Origin of the sequence: Pseudomonas sp. C9-3 (assembly GCF_032392015.1) — a bacterium.
GTDB lineage: Bacteria > Pseudomonadota > Gammaproteobacteria > Pseudomonadales > Pseudomonadaceae > Pseudomonas > Pseudomonas nitroreducens.
This window is the reverse complement of record NZ_CP135919.1, coordinates 3,888,335-3,906,145: the sequence shown is the minus strand read 5'-3', so window position 1 is coordinate 3,906,145 and position 17,811 is coordinate 3,888,335. Positions and strand designations below refer to the sequence as shown.

The following is a 17,811-nucleotide window of genomic DNA, read 5'->3' as shown; positions in this document are numbered from 1 at the left end:
GACGGATGAGGAAAAACCGCATGATGCCCGCCACCAATCGCCAGACTGAAGTCGCTTCCCGGCCCTCCGAACAGGTGCCGGTGGAGCAGCAGAGCCGCGCCCATCTGGAGCAGACCTTCGAGCTGTTCAGCCAGATGTCCAGCCAGCTCAACCAGTCCTACAGCCTGCTGGAAGCCCGCGTCACCGAGCTCAAGGGCGAACTGGCCCTGGTCAGCGCGCAGCGCATGCAGGAGCTGGCGGAGAAGGAGCGCCAGGCCAACCGCCTGCAGAGCCTGCTCGACGTATTGCCCGGCGGCGTCATCATGATCGACGGCCAAGGCGTGGTACGCGACGCCAATCCGGTGGCGGTCGCCTTGCTCGGCAAGCCGCTGGTGGGCATGCTCTGGCGCGAGGTCATCGCCCGCAGCTTCGCCCCGCGCGCCGACGACGGCCACGAAGTTTCCCTGCGCGATGGTCGCCGTGTGTCCATCGCTATCCGCCCGCTGAACGGCGAGCCCGGCCAGCTCATCCTGCTCAACGACTTGACGGAAACCCGTCGTCTGCAGGACCAGCTTGCCCGTCACGAGCGCCTGTCCGCCCTCGGCCGCATGGTTGCTTCCCTGGCTCACCAGATCCGTACCCCGCTGTCCGCCGCCATGCTTTACGCCGGCCACCTGAGCGAAGGCGAGCTGCCGGTCGAGCAGCAGCAACGCTTTGCCGGCCGCATCAAGGAGCGCCTGCACGAACTGGAAAGCCAGGTGCGCGACATGCTGGTATTCGCCCGCGGCGAGCTGCCATTGCCGGACCGCCTCGCCCCCAACCAACTGTTCAGCAGCCTTCGCGCGGCGGCCGAATCCCACGTCGTCGGACTCAATCTGCGTTGGCAGTGCGATGCACGCGTGGGCGAGTTGTTGTGCAACCGCGACACGCTGGTCGGCACCGTACTCAACCTGGTGGAGAACGCCATCCAGGCCGCTGGCCGCGAAGTGCGCCTGAAGGTGCACCTCTACCAGCGCGGCAACAGCCTGCGCCTGAGCGTCAGCGACAACGGTCCGGGCATGAGCGCCGAAACCCTGGCGCGTCTCGGCGAACCCTTCTTCACCACCAAGACCACCGGCACCGGCCTCGGCCTCGCGGTGGTGAAAGCTGTCGCCAAGGCTCACCAGGGTGAACTGCTTCTGCGCTCGCGGCCGGGTGTCGGTACCTGCGCCACCCTGGTCCTGCCGCTGATCCTGGCTCAATCCGCCGTCCACGAGGAGTGATTTCCATGGCCGCCAAAGTCCTGCTGGTCGAAGACGACCGCGCCCTTCGTGAAGCCCTCTGCGACACCCTGTCGCTCGGCGGGCACGACTTCATTGCCGTCGATTGCGCCGAGGCCGCGTTGCCGGCGCTGGAGAAGGACGCCTTCAGCCTGGTGATCAGCGACGTCAACATGCCGGGCATGGACGGGCACCAGTTGCTCGGCCTGATCCGCAAGCGCTACCCGCAATTGCCGGTGCTGCTGATGACCGCCTATGGCGCCGTCGACCGCGCCGTGGATGCCATGCGCCAGGGCGCTGCCGACTATCTGGTCAAACCGTTCGAGCCGCGTGCGCTGCTGGAGTTGGTGGCCCGTCATGCGCTGGGGGCCGTGCCGACCAGCGCTGGCGAAGGCCCGGTAGCCCTGGAGCCTGCCAGCCAGCAATTGCTGGAGCTGGCTGCCCGTGTCGCGCGCAGCGATTCCACCGTGCTGATCTCCGGCGAGTCCGGTACCGGCAAGGAGGTGCTGGCGCAGTACATCCACCAGCAGTCGCCCCGCGTCGGCAAGCCGTTCGTTGCGATCAACTGCGCGGCGATTCCGGACAACATGCTCGAGGCCACTCTGTTCGGCCACGAGAAGGGCGCCTTCACCGGCGCCATCGCCGCCCAGCCGGGCAAGTTCGAACTGGCTGACGGGGGCACCATCCTGCTCGACGAAATTTCCGAGATGCCGTTGGCCCTGCAAGCCAAGCTGCTGCGCGTGCTGCAGGAACGCGAGGTGGAACGTGTCGGCGCGCGCAAGCCGATCAGCCTGGATATCCGCGTGCTCGCCACCACCAACCGCGACCTGCTCGGCGAGGTGGCTGCCGGCCGATTCCGCGAGGACCTCTACTATCGCCTGTCGGTGTTCCCGCTGGCGTGGCGCCCGCTGCGCGAGCGTCCTGCCGATATCCTGCCGCTGGCCGAACGCTTGCTGGCCAAGTACGCACGCAAGATGAACCACGCACCCGTCACCCTGGCCGATTGCGCCCGCGCCGCTTTGCTGACGCACCCCTGGCCGGGCAACGTGCGCGAGTTGGACAACGCCATCCAGCGCTCGCTGATCCTGCAGCAGGGCGGCCAGGTGCTGGCCGCTGATCTGTGCCTGACCTCGCCCATCGGCCTGGCACCGCGCCCGATGTTGTCGGCAGTGCCGGCATCGACGCCGCCGGCTTCGGCCAGCGTCGACATTCCGTCAGTCGCCTCCACCGAGGCCGGGCAACTGGGCGAAGACCTCAAGCGCCGCGAGTTCCAGATGATCATCGACACCCTGCGCAGCGAGCGCGGCCGCCGCAAGGAAGCCGCCGAGCGCCTGGGCATCAGCCCGCGCACCCTGCGCTACAAGCTCGCGCAGATGCGTGACGCCGGCATGGATGTGGAGGCTTATCTCTACGCCAGCTGAGCCGCCGACACATAACCCCTCTTGGCCCGCATTCGTGCGGGCCTTTTCTTGGCGCTCTGCCGGCCAGGTAGGGCGCGCTTTTCGTAGGAGCGAGCTTGCTCGCGAACCGACATTGCAGCGGGGTTGTTCGCGAGCAGGCTCGCTCCTACAGGCAAGTCCTGTCCCTGCGTCGAAACAGCTGCCATCCGCGTATTTGCCTTTCCCCTGAAAGGCCCTGCCCAGAGCCTCCTTCTTCGATTTTTCTGCGCCTTGAAAACCTGGCACCCAAGTTGCAATCACCTCTGCAAAGCGCCGCGCAGTGTCAAAAAACCGCGGCCGGTCGGAGGGGTAAGTGATGAGTCAGGGTATCGAGTTCAATCGTCTGCTGCTGGAAATGCGCTCCATGCAAATGGAGGCCATGGCCAAGGCGAAGACGACGCAGGCGGCGCCGGTCGAAGCGGGGGCGCCGAGCTTCTCGCAGATGCTCGGCCAGGCCGTGGACAAGGTGAACGGTACCCAGCAGGCCGCCTCCGACATGGCCTCCGCCTTCGAGATGGGGCAGAAAGGGGTCGATCTCACCGACGTGATGATCGCCTCGCAGAAGGCCAGTGTTTCTTTCCAGGCGATGACCCAGGTACGCAACAAGCTCGTGCAGGCGTACCAGGACATCATGCAGATGCCGGTTTGATCGGCGAGGATCGTAGGTAATGTCCCAAGCCTCCGTTGTTGATAGCCAGATTCCGGCCAAGGTCGGCGCCGAAGCGCCGAAAAAGCCGCTGCTGGGCCTGGCCTTCCTCGAGAACCTCGCGGACATGCCGGTGCTGCGCCAGGTCGGCCTGCTGGTCGGCCTTGCCGCGAGCATCGCCATCGGCTTCGGCATGGTCCTGTGGTCGCAGCAGCCGGACTACAAGCCGCTCTACGGCAGCCTCAATGGCGTCGACGCGAACAAGGTGGTCGAGGCGCTGTCCGCCGCCGATATCGGCTACAAGATCGAGCCCAACTCCGGCGCGCTGCTGGTGAAGGCCGACGACCTCGGCCGTGCGCGCATGAAGGTGGCCGGTGCCGGCCTGGCGCCGACCGACAGCAACGTCGGCTTCGAGATCCTCGACAAGGAGCAGGCGCTGGGCACCAGCCAGTTCATGGAAGCGACCAACTACCGTCGCGGCCTGGAAGGCGAGCTGGCGCGCACCGTCGCCAGCCTGAACAACGTCAAGGGCGCCCGCGTGCACCTGGCGATCCCGAAGAGCTCGGTGTTCGTCCGTGACGACCGCAAGCCCAGCGCCTCGGTGCTGGTCGAGCTGTACCCGGGCCGCAGCCTGGAGCCGAGCCAGGTGCTGGCTATCGTCAACCTGGTCGCCACCAGCGTGCCGGAGCTGGACAAGTCCCAGGTCACCGTGGTCGACCAGAAGGGCAATCTGCTTTCCGACCAGCAGGAGCTCTCCGAGCTGACCATGGCCGGCAAGCAGTTCGACTTCACCCGCCGCATGGAAAGCAACTTCACCCAGCGCGTGCACAGCATCCTCGCGCCGGTCCTGGGCAATGGCCGCTACAAGGCCGAAGTGTCCGCCGACGTCGACTTCAGCGCGGTGGAATCCACTTCCGAGTCGTTCAACCCGGACCAGCCGGCCCTGCGCAGCGAACAGGTGAACAACGAGGAACGGCAGAACAGCAACGGCCCGCAGGGCGTGCCGGGTGCGCTGTCGAACCAGCCGCCGAACCCGGCCAGCGCGCCGCAGACCACCGGTCAGAACGCCGGCGCGGATTTCGTCGCTCCGGGTCAACCGCTCAAGGACGCCAACGGCCAGACGATCATCGATCCGAAGACCGGCAAGCCGGAGCTGGCTCCGTACCCGACCGACAAGCGCCAGCAGAACACCCGTAACTACGAGCTGGATCGCTCGGTGAGCTACACCAAGCAGCAGCAGGGCCGCCTGCGCCGGCTTTCCGTCGCGGTGGTGCTGGATGACCGCGTGATCGCCGATCCGAAGACCGGCGAAGTCAGCCACCAGCCCTGGACCGCCGACGAACTGGGGCGCTTCACCCGCCTGGTGCAGGACGCGGTAGGCTACGACGCTAGCCGTGGCGACAGCGTCAGCGTGATCAACGCGCCGTTCGCCCCGGAACTGGGTGATGAAATTGCCTCGCCGCCGTTCTACTCGCAGCCCTGGTTCTGGGATGTGGTCAAGCAGGTGCTGGGCATCGTCTTCATCCTGGTGCTGGTGCTGGGCGTGCTGCGCCCGGTGTTGAACAACCTGTCGGGCAACAAGAGCAAGGCACTGGTGGCCGGCGGCGCAGGCGAAGGCGGCCTGGGCGAGCTGGGTGGTCTGGAGGGCGAGCTGTCCGAAGACCGCGTGAGCCTCGGCGGCCCGGCCAGCATCCTGCTGCCGAGCCCCTCCGAGGGGTACGATGCACAATTGAATGCGATCAAGAGTCTGGTCGCCCAGGACCCGGGGCGCGTAGCCCAGGTAGTGAAGGACTGGATCAATTCCGATGAGTGAAGCCCGCATGAGCGCCAAACTGAACAAGGTCGACAAGGCTGCCATTCTCCTGCTCTCCCTGGGTGAGACCGATGCCGCGCAGGTGCTGCGCCACATGGGCCCGAAGGAAGTGCAGAAGGTCGGCGTGGCCATGGCGCAGATGCGCAATGTGCACCGCGAGCAGGTCGAGCAGGTGATGGGCGAGTTCGTCGAGATCGTCGGCGACCAGACCAGCCTGGGCGTGGGCGCCGACAGCTACATCCGCAAGATGCTCACCCAGGCCCTGGGCGAGGACAAGGCGAACAACCTCATCGACCGTATCCTGCTGGGCGGCAATACCAGCGGCCTGGACAGCCTGAAGTGGATGGAGCCGCGTGCCGTGGCCGACGTGATCCGCTACGAGCACCCGCAGATCCAGGCCATCGTGGTCGCCTACCTCGACCCGGACCAGGCCGGCGAAGTGCTCAGCCACTTCGACCACAAGGTGCGCCTGGACATCATCCTGCGCGTGTCCTCGCTGAACACCGTGCAGCCGTCCGCGCTCAAGGAACTGAACCTGATCCTGGAGAAACAGTTCGCCGGCAACGCCAACTCCACCCGCACCACCATGGGCGGCGTGAAGCGCGCGGCAGACATCATGAACTACCTCGACAGCTCGGTCGAAGGCGCGCTGATGGACGCCATCCGCGAAGTCGACGAGGACCTGTCGGGCCAGATCGAAGACCTGATGTTCGTCTTTGACAACCTCGCCGACGTCGACGACCGCGGCATCCAGGCGCTGCTGCGCGAGGTCTCCTCGGACGTGCTGGTGCTGGCCCTCAAGGGCTCGGACGAGGCGATCCGCGAGAAGATCTTCCGCAACATGTCCAAGCGTGCCGCCGAGCTGCTGCGCGACGACCTGGAGGCCAAGGGCCCGGTGCGCGTCAGCGAAGTGGAAGGCGCGCAGAAGGAAATCCTCACCATTGCCCGGCGTATGGCCGAGTCCGGCGAGATCGTGCTCGGCGGCAAGGGCGGCGAGGAGATGATCTAAGTTGGTCAAGGACGAGGACAAGCTCAGCGAGCTGATCCGGGCCCGCGATACCGTGGGGTTCGATCGTTGGTCGCTGCCCAGTTTCGACCCGGCCCGGCCGGCCCCGGAACCCGAACCCGAACCCGAGCCGGTGCTCGACGAACCGCCGCAGATCGAAGAGGTGCCGGAGGAAGAGGTCAAGCCACTGACGCTGGACGAGCTCGAGGCGATTCGCCAGGAGGCGTACAACGAGGGCTTTTCCACCGGCGAGAAAGACGGCTTCCACGCCGGCCAGCTGAAGGCGCGCCAGGAAGCCGACGCGGCGCTGCAACCGCGCCTGCAGAATCTCGAAACCCTGATGTCGCACCTGCTCGACCCCATCGCCGAGCAGGACCAGATGCTCGAACAAGGCATGCTCAACCTGGTGACCCACGTGGTGCGCCAGGTGGTGCAGCGCGAACTGGCCACCGATTCCAGCCAGATCCGTCTGGTGCTGCGCGAGGCACTCAAGCTGCTGCCCATGGGTGCCAGCAACATCCGTATCCAGGTCAACCCGCAGGACTTCGAACTGGTGAAAGCGCTGCGCGACCGCCACGAGGAAAGCTGGAAGATCATCGAGGACGATGGCCTGCTGCCCGGCGGTTGCCGTATCGAGACCGAACATTCGCGCATCGACGCCTCTGTCGAGACGCGCCTGGCCCAGGCCGTGAAGCAACTCTTCGAGCAGCAGCGCGACCAGGCGACCCATGCGCTGGAGCCTGACCTGCATGTGGACCTCGACGCTGGCCAAGGCGACCCCGATGCGTCTTGATCGCGTCAGCTTTGCCCGCCGCCTGCAGGGCTACAGCGACGCCGTGAGCCTGCCGACCCAGCCGGTGGTGGAAGGCCGCCTGCTGCGCATGGTCGGCCTGACGCTGGAGGCCGAAGGCCTGCAGGCCGCCGTCGGCAGCCGTTGCCAGGTGATCAACGACGGCGGCTATCACCCCGTGCAGGTGGAAGCCGAAGTCATGGGCTTTGCCGGCAGCAAGATCTACCTGATGCCGGTGGGCAGCCTCGTCGGCATCGCGCCCGGCGCCCGCGTGGTGCCGCTGCCGGACTCCGGCCGCCTGCCCATGGGCATGTCGATGCTCGGCCGCGTGCTCGATGGCGTCGGCCGCGCGCTGGACGGCAAGGGCGGCATGCGCGCCGAGGACTGGGTGCCGATGGATGGCCCGATCATCAACCCGCTGGCACGCGACCCGATCCACGAGCCGATGGACGTCGGTATCCGTTCGATCAACTCGCTGCTCACCGTCGGCCGCGGCCAGCGTCTGGGCCTGTTCGCCGGTACCGGCGTCGGTAAATCCGTGCTGCTGGGCATGATGACCAAGTTCACCAAGGCCGACATCATCGTGGTCGGGCTGATCGGTGAACGGGGCCGCGAGGTGAAGGAGTTCATCGAGCACATCCTCGGCGAGGAAGGCCTCAAGCGTTCCGTGGTCGTCGCCTCGCCGGCGGACGACGCGCCGCTGATGCGCTTGCGCGCCGCGCAGTATTGCACCCGTATCGCCGAGTACTTCCGCGACAAGGGCAAGAACGTCCTGTTGCTGATGGATTCCCTGACCCGTTACGCCCAGGCCCAGCGCGAGATCGCCCTGGCCATCGGCGAACCACCGGCGACCAAGGGCTATCCGCCGTCGGTATTCGCCAAGCTGCCGCGTCTCGTTGAGCGCGCCGGTAATGGCGAAAAGGGCGGCGGTTCGATCACCGCGTTCTACACCGTGCTCAGCGAAGGCGACGACCAGCAGGACCCGATCGCCGACGCCGCGCGGGGTGTGCTCGACGGCCACTTCGTGCTGTCGCGCCGGCTGGCCGAGGAAGGCCATTACCCGGCCATCGACATCGAAGCCTCCATCAGCCGGGTGATGCCGCAGGTCACCTCGCCGGAACACCTGCGCGATGCCCAGCGTTTCAAGCAACTGTGGTCGCGCTACCAGCAGAGCCGCGACCTGATCAGCGTTGGCGCCTACGTGGCCGGTGGCGATCCGGAAACCGACCTGGCCATCCAGCGCTTCCCGATCATGCGCCAGTTCCTCCGCCAGGGACTGGACGAAAGCCAGAACCTCGACGACAGCCGCCTGCTGCTCGACGCGGTCGTCAGCGGCAAGGCCGGCTGATGCCCGGCCTGCAAGCTGCTCGTAGGATGGGTGGAGCGCAGCGATACCCATGCTGTCTCGCGCCGATTTTCACCTGGAACACCGCTGCATCGGATCGATGGGTATCGCAAGCTCCACCCATCCTACGGCATGGGGCGAGCCGGTGAACCGCCGCGCCGAACGCCTGGCTCCGGTGGTCGAGATGGCGCTCAAGGCTGAGCGCGAAGCCGCGCGCCAGCTCGGTCTGGTGCAGGGTCAGCTACAGCAGGCGCAGCGCAAGCTCGCCGAGCTGGAACGCTACCGCTTCGACTACCAGCAGCAGTGGATCCGCAATGGCCAGCAGGGCGTCAGTGGCCAGTGGCTGATCAACTACCAGCGCTTCCTCTCCCAGCTCGAAGGTGCGGTGGAGCAGCAGAACCGCTCCGTGAGCTGGCACCAGGAAATCGTCGACAAGGCACGAGCCGTCTGGCAGGAGAAGTACGCGCGCCTGGAAGGACTGCGCAAACTGGTGGAGCGTTATCGCGAGGAAGCGCGCCTGGCCGCCGACAAGTACGAGCAGAAGCAGCTCGATGAGTTTGCCCAGCGTCTGAAACCCTCCGTCGACTGACTGCGCCAGCGGCGCGGCGCGGCGGCGTGCTAGGCTCCACGGAGTCCTCCCAGCGGAAGCCTTTCATGCCTCTCCCCACGCCTGTTCCTGTGGATTTCCAGCGCGTCCTGGACCTGTGGCAACTCACTCCCGAAGGCGAGCCCATCGTCACCCCCAGCAGCCACCTGTTGCCGGTGCGCTGGCGCGGCCGGGCAGCGATGGTCAAGCGTGCGCTGGACATCGACGAGCAGGTCGGCGCGCAGGTGATGAACTGGTGGAATGGCGAGGGCGCCGCGCTGATCTACGCCTTTGACGGTGACACCCTCCTGATGGAGCGTGCCGAGGGCACTCGATCGCTGATGCACATGGCGCTCAACGGCGAGGACGACCAGGCCAGCCGCATCGTTTGTGATGTCGTGCGCCGCCTGCACTGGCCACAGGAACAACCGCTGCCGCCACTGCTAGGGCTGCGCGAATGGTTCCGCGACCTCGCGCCTGCGGCGGCGCGTTACGGTGGCCTGTTCCCGCGCTGCCTGGAAACCGCCGAAGCGTTGCTGGCCAGCGAGCATGACCGGGGCGTGCTGCACGGCGACGTCCATCACGACAACATCCTGGATTTCGGCGCGCGCGGCTGGCGCGCCATCGATCCCAAGCGCCTGTATGGCGAGCGTCTGTTCGACTACGCCAACCTGCTGTGCAACCCGGACCTGCCCACCTCTCGCGAGCGTGCGCGCTTTCTCCGCCAGCTGGATGTGATCGTCGAGCACGCCCGTGTCGATCGGCGGCGCCTGCTGGAGTGGGTGCTGGCTTTCGCCGGTCTTTCCGCCGCCTGGTTCCTCGACGATGGCATGGCCGCAGAGAGCGATCTCACCGTCGCGCAACTGGCGGCCGCCGAACTGGACCGCACCGCATGCTGCGCGTGAATCGCACGTTGCTGCGGGCGCATCCACGCCTGCTGGGGGCCGGGTTGTTCGGCGTGCTGGCGGGGCTGGCCTGCTACTGGCTGTCACCCATGACGCGGGTGCTGGTGGGGTGGAACGGCATGGCCTGGCTGTACGTGCTGCTGATCGGCTGGCTGGCCTGGCGGGCCGACGCCGCTCAGGTGAAGCGCGTGGCGAGCATCGAGGACGAGAACGCCGAAGCAGTGCTGGTGTTGATCATCGTGGCGGCGCTGGCGAGCCTGGGGGCGATCATCGTCGAACTGGCCACCGCATCCCACGCCGGTGACCGCGAGAAGCTGGTGCGTTATGCCTTCACGGCCAGCACCGTGCTCGGTTCCTGGTTCCTCATCGGCACCATGTTCAGCATGCATTACGCGCGGATGTTCTATGCCGCCCACGAGAGCAAGCCGGTGCTGCGCTTTCCCGAAGGCGAACAGCATCCGGACCTGTGGGACTTCCTCTACTTCTCCTTCACCCTCAGCGTGGCGGTGCAGACCTCCGATGTGGAAGTCGCCTCGCGCTCGATGCGCAAGGTGGTGCTGGCGCACTCGGTGATCGGCTTCCTGTTCAATACCGCGATCCTGGGGTTGGCGATCAACATGGGCGCCGGCTTGGTCGGCTAGGCGGGCGGCAGCGTCTCGGCGGCCAGGCGCAGCGCAAGCACGACGAAGGCCAGCGAGAAGCCCCAGCGAATCCCTTTCATTACGGCGGGTCGACCGATCACGTGGTCGCGCACCCGGGCTGCCAGCAGCCCATAGCCGATGAACACGAGGAAGGTCATCAGTGCGAATGCCAGGCCAAGCACCAGGAACAGGGCCTTGGCGTCCGCGCTGCCGGTCGGCACGAACTGCGGCAGGAAGGCCAGGAAGAACAACCCGAGCTTGGGGTTGAGCAGGTTGAGCCAGAGCCCGGTGCCCACCAACTGAGTGGTGCTGCGCGGGCTGCCGGCCGAGTCCAGTGCCAGGGCGCCGTTGCCGCGCAATACCTGCCAGGCGATGAACAGCAGGTAGGCGGTGCCCAGCCATCTGATGACCTGGAAGCTGGCCGCGCTGGCCTGCAGGATCAGCGACAGGCCGAAGGTCGCGAGCAGCAATTGCGGGACCATGCCCAGTGTGCAGCCCAGTGCCGCAAGGGTGGCCGCGCGGGCACCGAGTCCGAGGCCGACGGCCAGGGTGTAGAGCACACCGGTGCCGGGCAGCAAAACGACGACGAACGCCGTCAGCAGGAATTCTGCGTTCATTCCCGTGGGTTTCCTGTCTGGAATAAGTGAGGCCGTGAGGCCGGCGAACTCAGGGTGCTGGTAGTGGTGCCCTGAGCGAGGAGCGCCATTGTCCTGGCGTCGGCCCGAGCTGGCGGGCGAAGGCGCGGGTCATGTGGGACTGGTCGGCGAACCCGGCGAGCAGGCTCGCTTCGGCCAGCGAGCGGCCCTCGCCGATGGCCTTGTGGGCCACTCGCACGCGGTACTGCAGCAGGTACGCATGGGGCGTGGTGCCCAGTTCGCGGCGGAAGCGGCGCAGGGCCGCAAAGGGGGTCAGCCCGGCAAGGCTGGCGAGCTCGGCCAGTGTGGGAGCATGGCGCGGGTCATCGTGAATCCGTTCGAGCATGCGCGCCACGCTCCGGGAGGGCAGGGCGGCCGCTGTCGTGGCGGTACGCCAGTCGAGCAGATCGCCGAACAGGTCGAGCAGGCCTTCGCTGGCTTCATCGGCGCAAGCGTCCGGCAGGCGCTGCAACAGGCTGGCGATGCGTCGGGCGAGTCGCGGGTCGGCCAGCGTCGGCAGCGGAAATTCCCGGCCTGCCATCTCGCTGCCGGCCAGTCGTGCAATCAGCGCCGGCTCGACGTACAGCATCCACCAGCGACGGGGCGCGCTGCGCAGGGGAATGCCGTCGTGCAGTTCGTTGGGGCTCACGGTGATGATGTCGCTCGGCCCGGCCTCGACCTGGCCGCGGCCGCTCCACGAACGATGGCAGCCCTCGAGCATCACGCCGATGCCGTACTCGTCGTGGGCATGACGCGGGAAGCTGCGCTGGGTGAGGATCTCGACGGTGCGCAGGCCGGGCAGGGCAGTGGAAGTGCAGTTCACTCGGTGCAGCATGGGTCAGAGCCTGCGGGCGTGGTGTGGTGACTGGCAGAGTAGCCCCTTGTGCAGCGATGCTCTTGAATGAAATTGACTCTTTCGCCGCTGCCGACCGTCGGTACTCGGTTTGCCCCTCACCCCAACTCTCTCCCGAGGGAAAGGGGGCCGTTCGGTGTGTGCGGGGAACTGCTCTCTGCGGGAATCGATGGTGCAGGAAAAACGGTGGATTCAGCCCTGGCACGGACTACCCCCTCTCCCTCAGGAGCGGGGCGCGCAGCCAGGGCTGGGGTGAGGATGCTCCGGGGACTGAGAATGTCCAGGCTCAGAAGAACGGCCGTGACGCCTTGAACATGAATGCCGAGTCGCAATAGGCGTTGTGCCCGGAGTAGGCACTGCAGTCGCCGCCGGTGAGGCTGCTGCCGCTGTAGGAGAAGTTCAGGTCGATGCCTTTCCATGGTCGGCTGAAGTTCAACGACCAGTCGCCGTACTCGCTGACGCTGCCGCCGCTGCTCAGGCTCACGGGGGAGGCGAGACTGTAGGCGGAGTACTTGAAGGTCACGTCGAAGCCGAGGTCGGACTGTACGCCCAGGTCGGTGAACAGCGTCGCGGTGCTGCGCCCGGCCTGGGCACTGTAGGCCGCGCCGAGGCGGCTGCCGAACACCGAGAGGCCACCGTACAGCGCCTGGCTGTCGTAGTCGGGTTGCTCCGGGCGGCTGTAGCGCAGGGTGCCTACTTCGTAGCCCAGCTTGCCGTCACCCAGCGGGTGCTTGAAGCCGGCGTAGCTGTCGATCTCCAGGGGCTTCTCCTGCTCCAGGTTCGATGTCCAGCTGCCCACATACCACCCACTGTCGTGGGTGATGTCGAGGCCACCCTGGGCGCTGCTGGCCTGGCCCGGCTGGACCAGCCCCTGGGCCATGCTGCGCGTCGGCGAGTTGGCGAACTTGAGTTCGAAGTCACCCAGCTCGCGCTGCATCACCTGGGCGGCGGCATACGGCGCTGCACACAACATGCAGGCCGCGATGAGAATGGACTTGGTCATGCTCCCCCCTTCTTGCGGCTGCGACCCTTACAAGGCTTCTTGCGAGCCTTCACCCCGCGTCGCACGCGTAAAAGGGTAAAGGCATTCGCCATGCCTGTGTCGACCGGTGGTCCATTAATCGACTCCCGCGGCGAAGGCCAGATGGGCCTGGCCCGGCGGTTTCCCATCGCTCGCCGAGGTTGCCGCTGTCATCGCTAACTGCTACATCTTCAAGCTCGTGCGCGACCATCGATCGATAAGGAGAATCCCATGGCCATCACTTCCGTTCCCTCCGCTGACGGGCAGGAGCTCACCATCGTGGTCCAGGGGCGTTTCGATTTCGGCGCACACCAGGAGTTCCGCAACGCCTACGAGCGCGTCGAGACCACTCCCAAGCGCTACGTGGTGGACCTGAAGGGCGCCACCTATCTGGACAGCTCGGCGCTGGGGATGCTCCTGCTGCTGCGCGACCATGCCGGTGGCGAGAGCGCGCAGATCAGCCTGGTGCACTGCAACCCCGATGTGCGCAAGGTGCTGGCCATTTCCAACTTCGAGCAGCTGTTCAAGATCAGCTGACGCGGCCCGGTCCGCAGTGGCAACGGCCATGTCCGAACTCCTCACGGTACTGATCGCCGACGACAACGCCGCCGACCGCCTGCTGCTGTCGACCATCGTCAGCCGCCAGGGTCATCGGGTGCTCACCGCCGCCAACGGGTTGGAAGCCCTGGCGCTGTTCGCCCAGGAGCGCCCGCAACTGGTGCTGATGGACGCACTGATGCCGGTGATGGACGGCTTCGAGGCGGCGCGGCGGATTCGCCGGCAGGCCGGCGAAGAGCTGGTGCCGATCATCTTCCTCACCTCGCTGAGCGAGCCCGAGGCGCTGGTACAGAGCCTGGAGGCGGGCGGCGACGACTTCCTCTCCAAGCCCTACAACCGCATCATCCTCGAAGCCAAGATCCGCGCCATGGGGCGCCTGCATCACCTGCAGCGGATGGTGCTGGAACAGCGCGACCTGATCGCCCGGCACAACGAACACCTGCTCAACGAGCAGCGGGTGGCCAAGGCGGTGTTCGACAAGGTGGCGCATTCGGGTTGCCTGAATGCGGCGAATATCCGCTATCTGCAATCACCCTTTGCCTTGTTCAACGGTGACCTGCTGCTGGCGGCCTTCAAGCCTTCCGGCGGCATGCACGTGCTGCTCGGTGACTTCACCGGCCATGGCTTGCCGGCGGCCATCGGTGCCATGCCGCTGGCCGAGGTGTTCTACGGCATGACCGCCAAGGGCTACCCGATGGCGGACATCCTTCGGGAGATGAATGCCAAGCTCAAGCGCATCCTCCCGGTAGGGGTGTTCTGCTGCGCCGCGGTGCTCAACCTGAGTTTCCAGCGCGGCCTGGTGGAGGTGTGGAACGGCGGCCTGCCCAATGGCTACCTGCTGCGTCAGCAGCCGCGCGAGATCGTGCCGCTGGTTTCGCGGCACTTGCCGCTGGGGATACTCGAGGCGTCTGCCTTCAGCGACCACTGCGAGGTCTACGCCATGGAGGAGGGCGACCGTGTGTTTCTCTTCTCCGACGGAGTGCTGGAAGCGCGCAATGCCGCCGGCGAAGTGTTCGGGGAACAGCGCCTGCGCGAGGTCTACGACAGCGAGCCAAGCTCCGCGCGCCTGTTCGATGGTATCCAGGCCGCCCTGGCGCGCTTCCGTGGCGAGGCCCAGGATGACGTCAGCATGCTGGAGGTCGCGCTGGTCCCCGAGGACTCGCTGCAGCGCCCGCCGCTGGCGTTCTCCGACAATGGCCTGAGCAGCCCGCTGGACTGGTCCGCCAGCTTCGAGTTCCGTGCGCCGACCCTGCGCAATTTCAATCCCCTGCCTTTCCTGCTGCAGCTGCTGATGGAAGTGCACGACCTGCGCCCGCGCGGCGGCGCGCTCTACACCGTACTCGCCGAGCTGTACTCCAACGCTTTGGAGCACGGCGTGATGGGCCTGGACTCCACGCTCAAGTGCGATGCCGCCGGCTTCGCCCGCTATTACCAGGAGCGCAGCCAGCGTCTCCACGAGCTGCACGACGGCTTCGTGCGTTTCCACCTCGACCTCGCGCCCCACGGCGATGGCGGGCGGTTGCTGATGCGGGTGGAAGACAGCGGCGACGGTTTCGACGTCGGCGCGGTGCTCGCTTCCCAGCAGGCTGCCGGTAGTCTCTGCGGGCGCGGCCTCACGCTGGTCCGGCAACTGGCCGACCGCTGCCAATGGTCGAGCGACGGCAAGACCGTGGCCGTGGAGTTCTTCTGGTCGGCTCAGGCATAATCGGGGCCTTCTTGTCCCCCCGCAGGGTGGCGAGCCGTCCTCCAGGGAGTGCCCCATGTCCGAGCCGCATCTCGATGGCGCCGTGCTGAGCAATTTGCTGTCGATCATGGAAGACGAGTACCCGCTCCTGGTGGAGACCTTCCTCAGCGACTCCGAAGAGCGCCTGCGCAGCATCCGCGAGGCATCCGCCGTCAGCGATGCGCCGGCCCTGCGCCATGCTGCGCACAGCTTCAAGGGCAGCTGCGGCAACATGGGCGCTTCCGTACTGAGCAGCCTGTGCAAGCGCCTGGAAGAGGCCGCACGGCAGAATGACCTGGCCAGCGCCCAGAGCCTGATCGGCAAGGTCGAGCACGAATTCTCCATCGTCCGTACCCTGCTGGTGCCCGGTCGCTCCTGAGTTTTCCGAGTTGGCCCGCGCCTTGCTATCTCCGTGTTGGATATTCACATCAACGGAGAACTCCGATGGCTGTCGCCCCGGATATGTTATTGACGTCGACGCCTGACACCAGGCCCAAGGCGGCGCTCTCCAAGTCTGCCCAGAATTCGTCGAACAGCAGCAACGACAAGGGTTCCAGCTTCGCCGACGTCTATGCCAAGGAGCAGCGTCCGGCGGCCAGCGAGCGCCCGGACAAGCCCGTCAAGGCGAAGACCGACAAGCCTCGGGACACTGCCGACAAGGGCACTGCGAGCAAGGATTCTGCTGCGCCGGCTGCCGCCGACCAGCCAAAGGTTGCCGAGGACGGCAAGGCCTTGCCGGCCGATGGCGCCAGCAAGGCGCAGGACAGCACGGTAGCCGATACCGAAGCCAAGACCGACGCGACCCTCGACCCGCTGCTGATGCTGGGCATGACCGGGCAACTGCCGGAGCCCGAGGCGCCACCGTTGGTGGTCAGCAGCGGGGCCAGCCAGCTGACGGATGCCAGCAGCGATGGCGACTTGCAGAAGCTCAACGAGATCCCTGGCGTGAGCCTGGCCCTGGGGCTGGGTGGCGAGGACCAGGCACCGCAGGTTCAGCAGACGCAGTTGGCCGGCCACCTGGCAGCCAAGGCCGACGGCAAGGCGAACGTCGACGCGAAGAACGACTTGTCCGCTGCCCTGGCCGCGCTGAACCCGGATTCGGCCGCCAAGGGCGGTGAAGCGAAGCTCGGCGAAGGCGCGCTGAAGGATGGAGCGGACCTGACCCAGCAATTGGCGGATGTGCAGACCGACGCCAAGCCGGAGATGCCGCGCAACGAGACCTTCGCTGCGCGTCTGGAGTCCCTGACCCAGGCGCTGAACACACCACAGGCCATGACCACTCGCCCGGTGAACCCGCTGGTGCCCGGCCAGGCGGTGTCGATGCAGCAGAATGGCTGGACCGACCAGGTAGTGGACCGGGTGATGTGGATGTCCTCCCAGAACCTCAAGTCCGCCGAGATCCAGATGGACCCGGCCGACCTCGGTCGCCTGGAGGTGCGCATCCACATGACCGCCGACCAGACCCAGGTGAACTTCGTCAGCGCCAACGCCGGCGTGCGTGAGGCGCTGGACAGCCAGCAGCACCGCTTGCGCGAAATGTTCAGCCAGCAGGGCATGGGCCAGCTGGACGTCAACGTCTCGGACCAGTCCGCCCGTGGCTGGCAGCAACAGCAGCAGGGCGATGAGCGCGGCGGTTCGCGGCGCGTGGCCGGTTCAGAGGGCGACGACGAGCCGATGATCAGCGGCGTGTCGGAGATCCGCCCGGCATCGACGGCGCAGGGCAGGGGGCTGGTGGATTACTACGCGTGACTTGCTGGTTGCTCTACGGGAAATGGTGCGTTGTTTGAAAGCCCCCTCTCCCTGAAGGGAGAGGGGACTGAGCATCATCAAGCGAATACTGAGCTGACTGGCAACTCCGGGCTGCTCCCTCTCCCTTCAGGGAGAGGGCTGGGGAGAGGGAAAACGCCCAGGTGCCGAACCTGCCCTGTTCGGCAAACGCCCAGCCTGTGGATACACAGGAAAATTCTTACGCTCCCCGTGACATCCTCCGTCTAGCCTGTAATATCCGCGGCGGCGCCAGTCGAACTGGCACAGCCCTTGCTGATACCCCCTGTATCAGCGCATTGCGCCGGAATAGTGACGGATATTTGGCATGGCCAAGAAAGAACAGCCTCCGCTTCCCGATGGACAAGCGCCCGCCAAGGGCAAGCTGAAACTCATCATCATCATCGTGCTGGCCTTCCTGCTGGCAGTCGGTGCTTCGGTGGGCGGCACCTGGTTCTTCCTGCACAAGAGCGCCAAGCCCGAGGAAGCCGAAGCCAAGAGCGCCGAGCACGCGGAGCCGACCAAGAAGCAGGCGGTCTACGAGATTCTCGCGCCCGCCTTCGTGGTCAACTTCAATCAGAACGGTCGCCAGCGTTACCTGCAGGTGGCCGTCGCCCTGATGGGCCGCGACCAGGCGCAGATGGACGCGCTGCGCGAGCAGATGCCGCTGGTGCGCAACCAGCTGGTGATGCTCTTCTCCAGTCAGAATTTCGACACGCTGGTGACGCCGGTGGGCAAGGAAATGCTGCGTCAGCAGGCGACTTCCAGTCTTCAGGAACTGGCGAAGAAGGCGACCGGTCAGTTGACCGTGGAGCAAGTGCTTTTCACCAACTTCGTATTGCAGTAGG

18 protein-coding genes are annotated in these 17,811 nt (G+C 66.2%); 15 read left to right on the top strand and 3 right to left on the bottom strand.

Translation table 11 applies throughout. From position 1 onward, the window contains the following. Positions 1-20 precede the first annotated feature (20 nt). The 10 genes from RS899_RS17700 to RS899_RS17655 all read left to right on the top strand — a co-directional run bounded on the left by RS899_RS17700 (position 21) and on the right by RS899_RS17655 (position 10,409). The gene (locus RS899_RS17700; RefSeq protein WP_315807703.1) at positions 21-1,241 is read left to right on the top strand and encodes a sensor histidine kinase; all 1,221 of its coding nucleotides are present in this window, start codon (positions 21-23) and stop codon (positions 1,239-1,241) included. Between the two features lie 5 nt (positions 1,242-1,246). Continuing rightward, positions 1,247-2,659 (top strand): sigma-54-dependent response regulator transcription factor FleR, encoded by a 1,413-nt coding sequence (gene fleR / locus RS899_RS17695; protein WP_315807702.1) that lies wholly within the window; start codon positions 1,247-1,249, stop codon positions 2,657-2,659. A 334-nt stretch (positions 2,660-2,993) separates the two neighbouring features. Continuing rightward, positions 2,994-3,326, top strand: coding sequence for a flagellar hook-basal body complex protein FliE (gene fliE / locus RS899_RS17690; protein WP_024764936.1), 333 nt, complete (start codon positions 2,994-2,996; stop codon positions 3,324-3,326). A 19-nt stretch (positions 3,327-3,345) separates the two neighbouring features. Continuing rightward, positions 3,346-5,136 (top strand): flagellar basal-body MS-ring/collar protein FliF, encoded by a 1,791-nt coding sequence (gene fliF, locus RS899_RS17685; RefSeq protein ID WP_315807701.1) that lies wholly within the window; start codon positions 3,346-3,348, stop codon positions 5,134-5,136. Then, positions 5,129-6,145 carry a flagellar motor switch protein FliG gene (gene fliG, locus RS899_RS17680; protein WP_017520274.1) on the top strand — a complete coding sequence of 339 codons (1,017 nt, stop codon included), beginning with the start codon at positions 5,129-5,131 and terminating at the stop codon, positions 6,143-6,145. Before fliF ends, fliG begins: the two co-directional genes overlap by 8 nt. A gap of 1 nt (position 6,146) precedes the next feature. Then, positions 6,147-6,935 (top strand): flagellar assembly protein FliH, encoded by a 789-nt coding sequence (gene fliH / locus RS899_RS17675; RefSeq protein WP_315807700.1) that lies wholly within the window; start codon positions 6,147-6,149, stop codon positions 6,933-6,935. Further along, positions 6,925-8,280, top strand: coding sequence for a flagellar protein export ATPase FliI (gene fliI, locus RS899_RS17670; RefSeq protein ID WP_024764939.1), 1,356 nt, complete (start codon positions 6,925-6,927; stop codon positions 8,278-8,280). Before fliH ends, fliI begins: the two co-directional genes overlap by 11 nt. A 142-nt stretch (positions 8,281-8,422) precedes the next feature. Further along, the gene (gene fliJ / locus RS899_RS17665; protein ID WP_233299536.1) at positions 8,423-8,866 is read left to right on the top strand and encodes a flagellar export protein FliJ; all 444 of its coding nucleotides are present in this window, start codon (positions 8,423-8,425) and stop codon (positions 8,864-8,866) included. Positions 8,867-8,931: 65 nt separating this feature from the next. Next, complete coding sequence (locus RS899_RS17660) at positions 8,932-9,768, top strand: aminoglycoside phosphotransferase family protein (RefSeq protein WP_315807699.1); 837 nt, start codon at positions 8,932-8,934, stop codon at positions 9,766-9,768. Next, positions 9,756-10,409, top strand: coding sequence for a DUF1345 domain-containing protein (locus RS899_RS17655; protein WP_196912671.1), 654 nt, complete (start codon positions 9,756-9,758; stop codon positions 10,407-10,409). Before RS899_RS17660 ends, RS899_RS17655 begins: the two co-directional genes overlap by 13 nt. On the opposite strand, the gene RS899_RS17650 is transcribed toward RS899_RS17655, so the two are convergent. The 3 genes from RS899_RS17650 to RS899_RS17640 all read right to left on the bottom strand — a co-directional run bounded on the left by RS899_RS17650 (position 10,406) and on the right by RS899_RS17640 (position 12,900). Continuing rightward, positions 10,406-11,026, bottom strand: a complete 621-nt coding sequence (locus RS899_RS17650; RefSeq protein WP_315807698.1) for a LysE family translocator — start codon at positions 11,024-11,026, stop codon at positions 10,406-10,408. The two genes, RS899_RS17655 and RS899_RS17650, sit on opposite strands and share 4 nt — an antisense overlap. Before the next feature lie 49 nt (positions 11,027-11,075). Beyond that, positions 11,076-11,879 (bottom strand): AraC family transcriptional regulator, encoded by an 804-nt coding sequence (locus tag RS899_RS17645; RefSeq protein ID WP_315807697.1) that lies wholly within the window; start codon positions 11,877-11,879, stop codon positions 11,076-11,078. Positions 11,880-12,183: 304 nt separating this feature from the next. Next, a complete protein-coding gene (locus RS899_RS17640) occupies positions 12,184-12,900 on the bottom strand; it encodes a TorF family putative porin (RefSeq protein WP_024764953.1) in 717 nt (238 codons plus the stop codon). Positions 12,901-13,149: 249 nt separating this feature from the next. Between RS899_RS17640 and RS899_RS17635 the strand changes: the two genes are divergently transcribed. The 5 genes from RS899_RS17635 (at position 13,150) to fliL (ending at position 17,810) form a co-directional block, all read left to right on the top strand. After that, the gene (locus tag RS899_RS17635) at positions 13,150-13,455 is read left to right on the top strand and encodes an STAS domain-containing protein (RefSeq protein ID WP_054907280.1); all 306 of its coding nucleotides are present in this window, start codon (positions 13,150-13,152) and stop codon (positions 13,453-13,455) included. Between the two features lie 28 nt (positions 13,456-13,483). Further along, positions 13,484-15,181, top strand: a complete 1,698-nt coding sequence (locus RS899_RS17630) for a SpoIIE family protein phosphatase (RefSeq protein ID WP_233299532.1) — start codon at positions 13,484-13,486, stop codon at positions 15,179-15,181. A gap of 55 nt (positions 15,182-15,236) precedes the next feature. Further along, a complete protein-coding gene (locus RS899_RS17625; RefSeq protein WP_054907282.1) occupies positions 15,237-15,578 on the top strand; it encodes an Hpt domain-containing protein in 342 nt (113 codons plus the stop codon). 65 nt (positions 15,579-15,643) lie between these two features. Then, positions 15,644-16,948 (top strand): flagellar hook-length control protein FliK, encoded by a 1,305-nt coding sequence (locus tag RS899_RS17620; protein WP_315807696.1) that lies wholly within the window; start codon positions 15,644-15,646, stop codon positions 16,946-16,948. Between the two features lie 343 nt (positions 16,949-17,291). Next, entirely contained in the window at positions 17,292-17,810 is a 519-nt protein-coding gene (fliL, locus tag RS899_RS17615; RefSeq protein ID WP_024764958.1) for a flagellar basal body-associated protein FliL, read from the top strand. Position 17,811 lies beyond the last annotated feature (1 nt).

Coding starts and splice junctions, on each gene's coding strand:
- RS899_RS17620 (WP_315807696.1), top strand. CDS start 15,644: ATGGCTGTCGCCCCGGATATGTTATTGACGTCGACGCCTGACACCAGG.
- fliG (WP_017520274.1), top strand. CDS start 5,129: ATGAGTGAAGCCCGCATGAGCGCCAAACTGAACAAGGTCGACAAGGCT.
- RS899_RS17650 (WP_315807698.1), bottom strand. CDS start 11,026: ATGAACGCAGAATTCCTGCTGACGGCGTTCGTCGTCGTTTTGCTGCCC.
- RS899_RS17655 (WP_196912671.1), top strand. CDS start 9,756: ATGCTGCGCGTGAATCGCACGTTGCTGCGGGCGCATCCACGCCTGCTG.
- RS899_RS17640 (WP_024764953.1), bottom strand. CDS start 12,900: ATGACCAAGTCCATTCTCATCGCGGCCTGCATGTTGTGTGCAGCGCCG.
- RS899_RS17630 (WP_233299532.1), top strand. CDS start 13,484: ATGTCCGAACTCCTCACGGTACTGATCGCCGACGACAACGCCGCCGAC.
- RS899_RS17635 (WP_054907280.1), top strand. CDS start 13,150: ATGGCCATCACTTCCGTTCCCTCCGCTGACGGGCAGGAGCTCACCATC.
- fliF (WP_315807701.1), top strand. CDS start 3,346: ATGTCCCAAGCCTCCGTTGTTGATAGCCAGATTCCGGCCAAGGTCGGC.
- fliL (WP_024764958.1), top strand. CDS start 17,292: ATGGCCAAGAAAGAACAGCCTCCGCTTCCCGATGGACAAGCGCCCGCC.
- RS899_RS17645 (WP_315807697.1), bottom strand. CDS start 11,879: ATGCTGCACCGAGTGAACTGCACTTCCACTGCCCTGCCCGGCCTGCGC.
- fliI (WP_024764939.1), top strand. CDS start 6,925: ATGCGTCTTGATCGCGTCAGCTTTGCCCGCCGCCTGCAGGGCTACAGC.
- fleR (WP_315807702.1), top strand. CDS start 1,247: ATGGCCGCCAAAGTCCTGCTGGTCGAAGACGACCGCGCCCTTCGTGAA.
- RS899_RS17660 (WP_315807699.1), top strand. CDS start 8,932: ATGCCTCTCCCCACGCCTGTTCCTGTGGATTTCCAGCGCGTCCTGGAC.
- RS899_RS17625 (WP_054907282.1), top strand. CDS start 15,237: ATGTCCGAGCCGCATCTCGATGGCGCCGTGCTGAGCAATTTGCTGTCG.
- fliE (WP_024764936.1), top strand. CDS start 2,994: ATGAGTCAGGGTATCGAGTTCAATCGTCTGCTGCTGGAAATGCGCTCC.
- RS899_RS17700 (WP_315807703.1), top strand. CDS start 21: ATGATGCCCGCCACCAATCGCCAGACTGAAGTCGCTTCCCGGCCCTCC.